1 protein-coding gene is annotated in these 3,819 nt (G+C 78.6%); it reads left to right on the top strand.

Annotation, left to right across the window (positions count from 1 at the left end):
• Positions 1–3,698 (top strand): Lhr family helicase (locus tag ACWEVO_RS32215; protein ID WP_452311217.1); only part of this gene is annotated, 3,698 nt, incomplete at its 5' end.
• Between the last annotated feature and the right edge of the window lie 121 nt (positions 3,699–3,819).

Raw genomic sequence — 3,819 nt, 5'->3', positions numbered from 1 at the left:
GGGCCGACCGGGGCCCGGCGAACGAGGTCGGCCCGGGGGGCGACCGTGGCCCGGCCCGGCGGCGCGGGGCCGGCGCGTTCGGCGGACCGGCCGGGCCGCTGCGGGCGCCGCGCCAGCCGGCCGAGGTGATGGCGCAGTCCGGGGCGGCCGCCGGCGCGCCGCCGGTGATCGCCCGGGCCCACCACGGCAGCGTCTCCCGGGAGGAGCGCAAGCACATCGAGGAGGCGCTGAAGTCGGGGCAGCTGCCGGCCGTGGTCGCCACCTCCAGCCTCGAACTCGGCATCGACATGGGCGCGGTCGACCTGGTGGTGCAGATCGAGGCGCCGCCGAGCGTGGCCGCCGGCCTGCAACGCGTCGGCCGGGCCGGGCACCAGGTGGGTGCGGTCTCCCGCGGCGTGGTGTTCCCCAAGCACCGGGGCGACCTGCTCTCCTGCACGGTGGTCGCCGAGCGGATGGCCGACGGCGCCATCGAGGAGCTGCACTATCCGCGCAACCCGCTCGACGTGCTGGCCCAGCAGATCGTCGCGATGGTGGCGCTGGAGCCGTGGCGGCTCGGCGACCTCGCGGTGCTGGTCCGCCGGGCCGCCCCCTTCGCCGAGCTGCCCGACTCGGCGCTGCACGCGGTGCTGGACATGCTCTCCGGGCGCTACCCGTCGACCGCCTTCGCCGAGCTGCGCCCCCGGCTGGTCTGGGACCGGGCCACCGACGTGCTCACCGGCCGGCCCGGCGCCCAGCGGCTCGCGGTGACCAGCGGCGGCACCATCCCCGACCGGGGGCTGTTCGGCGTCTTCCTGGCCGGCGCCGAGCGCGCCGCGCGGGTCGGCGAGCTGGACGAGGAGATGGTCTACGAGTCCCGGGTGGGCGACGTGTTCCTGCTCGGCTCGTCCTCCTGGCGGATCGAGGAGATCACCCCCGACCGGGTGCTGGTCTCCCCCGCCCCGGGCCAGGCCGCCCGGATGCCGTTCTGGAAGGGCGACCAGCTCGGCCGGCCGGTCGAGCTGGGCCGGGCCATCGGCGCCCGGGTCCGGGCGCTGCTGCGCCAGGGCGACGACGAGGCCGTCGCCGCGCTGCGGGCCGGCGGCCCGGACGACTGGGCCGCCGGCAACCTGATGACCTACCTGCGCGAGCAGCAGGCGGCCACCCGCTCCCTGCCCGACGACCGGACGGTGGTGGTCGAGCGGTTCCGCGACGAGCTGGGCGACTGGCGGCTCGCCGTGCACTCGGTGCTCGGCGCCCGGGTCAACGGCCCGTGGGCCCTGGCCATCGGCCGCCGCCTCGCCGAGCGCTACGGCGTGGACGCCCAGGTGATGCCCTCCGACGACGGCATCGTGGTCCGGTTGCCGGACACCGCCGACGAACCGCCCGGCGCCGACGTGGTGGTCTTCGAGCCCGACGAGATCGCCCAGCTCGTCGAGGAGTCCGTCGGCACCTCCGCGCTGTTCGCCTCCCGGTTCCGCGAGTGCGCGGCCCGCTCCCTACTGCTGCCCCGCCGCGACCCGCGCCGCCGGCAGCCGCTCTGGCAGCAGCGCCAGCGCGCCGCCCAGCTCCTCGACGTCGCCCGCGAGTACGCCGACTTCCCGGTCACCCTGGAGGCCGCCCGGGAGTGCCTGCAGGACGTCTTCGACCAACCGGCCCTCGCCGACCTGATGCGCGACCTGGCCGCCCGCAAGGTCCGCCTGGTCGAGGTGGAGTCCGAGCGGCCGTCGCCGTTCGCCCGCTCGCTGCTCTTCGGGTACGTCGGCGCGTTCCTCTACGAGGGCGACGCGCCCCTGGCCGAGCGGCGAGCCGCCGCCCTGGCCCTCGACTCGGCCCTGCTCGGCGAGCTGCTCGGCCGGGTCGACCTGCGGGAGCTGCTCGACCCGGCGGTGCTCGCCGAGACCGAGCGGCAGTTGCGCTGGCGCACCGAGCAGCGCCGGCCCCGCGACGCCGAGGACGTGGTCGAGCTGCTCCGGGTGGTCGGCGACCTGAGCGAGGCGGAGCTGGCCGAGCGGGGCGTACCGGTGGCGTGGCTGACCGAGCTGGCGGCGGCCCGGCGGGTGCTGCCGGTGCGGATCGCCGGCGAGGAGCGCTGGGTGGTCGTGGAGGACGCGGCCCGGCTGCGCGACGCGCTCGGGGTGGCGCTGCCGGTCGGGGTGGCCGAGGCGTACCTGGCGCCGGTGGCCGACCCGCTCGGTGACCTGGTCGCCCGGTACGCCCGCACCCACGGCCCGTTCGCGGCGGCCACCTGCGCGGCCCGGTTCGGGCTCGGCGTGTGCGTCGTCGAGCAGGCGCTACGCCGGCTCGCCGGCACCGGCCGGGTGGTCTCCGGCGAGTTCGCGCCCGACAGCGTCGGCACCCAGTGGTGCGACGCCGAGGTGCTGCGCCTGCTGCGCCGCCGCTCCCTCGCCGCGCTGCGCCGGGAGATCGAGCCGGTGCCGCCCCGGGCGCTCGCCTCGTTCCTGCCCCGCTGGCAGCAGGTCGGCTCGTCGGCGCGGGGCGTGGAGGCGCTCGCCGCCACCGTCGAGCAGTTGCAGGGCGCGGCGGTGCCCGCGTCCGCGCTGGAACGCCTCGTCCTGCCCGCCCGGGTGGCCGACTACTCCCCCGCCCAGCTCGACGAGCTCTGCGCCAGCGGCGAGGTGGTCTGGGCCGGGGCCGGGGCGATCTCCGGCGGGGACGGCTGGGTCACCCTGGCGTACGCCGATGTGGCACCGCTGCTGCTGCCCCCGCCGGACGAGGCGCTGGCGCTCACCCCACTGCACGAGGCCGTGCTGGACGCGCTCGGCGACGGGCAGGCGCTCTTCTTCCGTTCGCTGTCCGACCGGCTGGGGTCCACCGACGACACCGCCCTGACGGCCGCGATCTGGGACCTGGTCTGGGCCGGGCACCTGACCAACGACACCCTGGCCCCGCTGCGCGCGGTGCTCGGCGGGGGTGGCGCCCACCGGGCCCGGCCGTCCGCGCCGCGGACCCGCTACCGCCGTCCCGGCCGGGTGGCGCTGCCCAGCCGGGGTGGGCCACCGACCGTGGCCGGGCGCTGGTCCCGGCTGCCCGACCGCGATCTGGACCCCACCCGCCGGGCCGCCGCCCTCGCCGATCTGCTGCTCGAGCGGCACGGCGTGGTCACCCGGGGCGCGGTCCTGGCCGAGCAGGTGACCGGCGGGTTCGCCGCCGTCTACCCGGTGCTGTCCGCACTGGAGGAACGCGGGGCGGCCCGGCGCGGCTACTTCGTCGAAGGGCTGGGCGCGGCGCAGTTCGCGGTGCCCGGGGCGGTCGACCGGCTCCGCACCCTCGCCGACCCGACCGACCCGGGCCGGGGGCGCGGTGGGGGCCCGGCCGTGGTGCTCGCCGCCACCGACCCGGCCAACCCGTACGGCGCCGCGCTGCCCTGGCCGGAACGGGTGGTCGACTCGGGCGACGGGACGGCGCCGGCCACCGGGCACCGGGCCGGGCGCAAGGCCGGAGCGCTGGTCGTGCTCGTCGGCGGCGACCTGGTGCTCTATGTGGAGCGTGGCGGCCGCACGATCCTCTCCTTCACCGACGACGCCGACACGCTCGCGTCCGCCGGCAAGGCGCTCGCCGACGCGGTGCACTCCGGGGCGCTCGGCGCGATCTCGGTGGAGCGGGCGGACGGCGAGGCGGTGCACTCCTCGCCGCTGCGGGACGCGCTGACCGCTGCCGGCTTCCGGGCCACCCCCCGCGGCCTCCGCCTACGCGGCTGACCACGCCGGGCCGGGCTCACCCCCCCCCCCCCCCCGGCCCCCCCCCCCCCACCCCCCCCGCCCCCCCCCCCCCCCGCCCCCCCGCCCCGCCCCCCGCCCCCCCCCCCCCCCCCCCCCCCCC

This window comes from Micromonospora sp. NPDC003776 (assembly GCF_053605645.1).
Note: the sequence above shows the minus strand (reverse complement) of the source record. Positions and strands in the feature narration are given on the sequence as shown.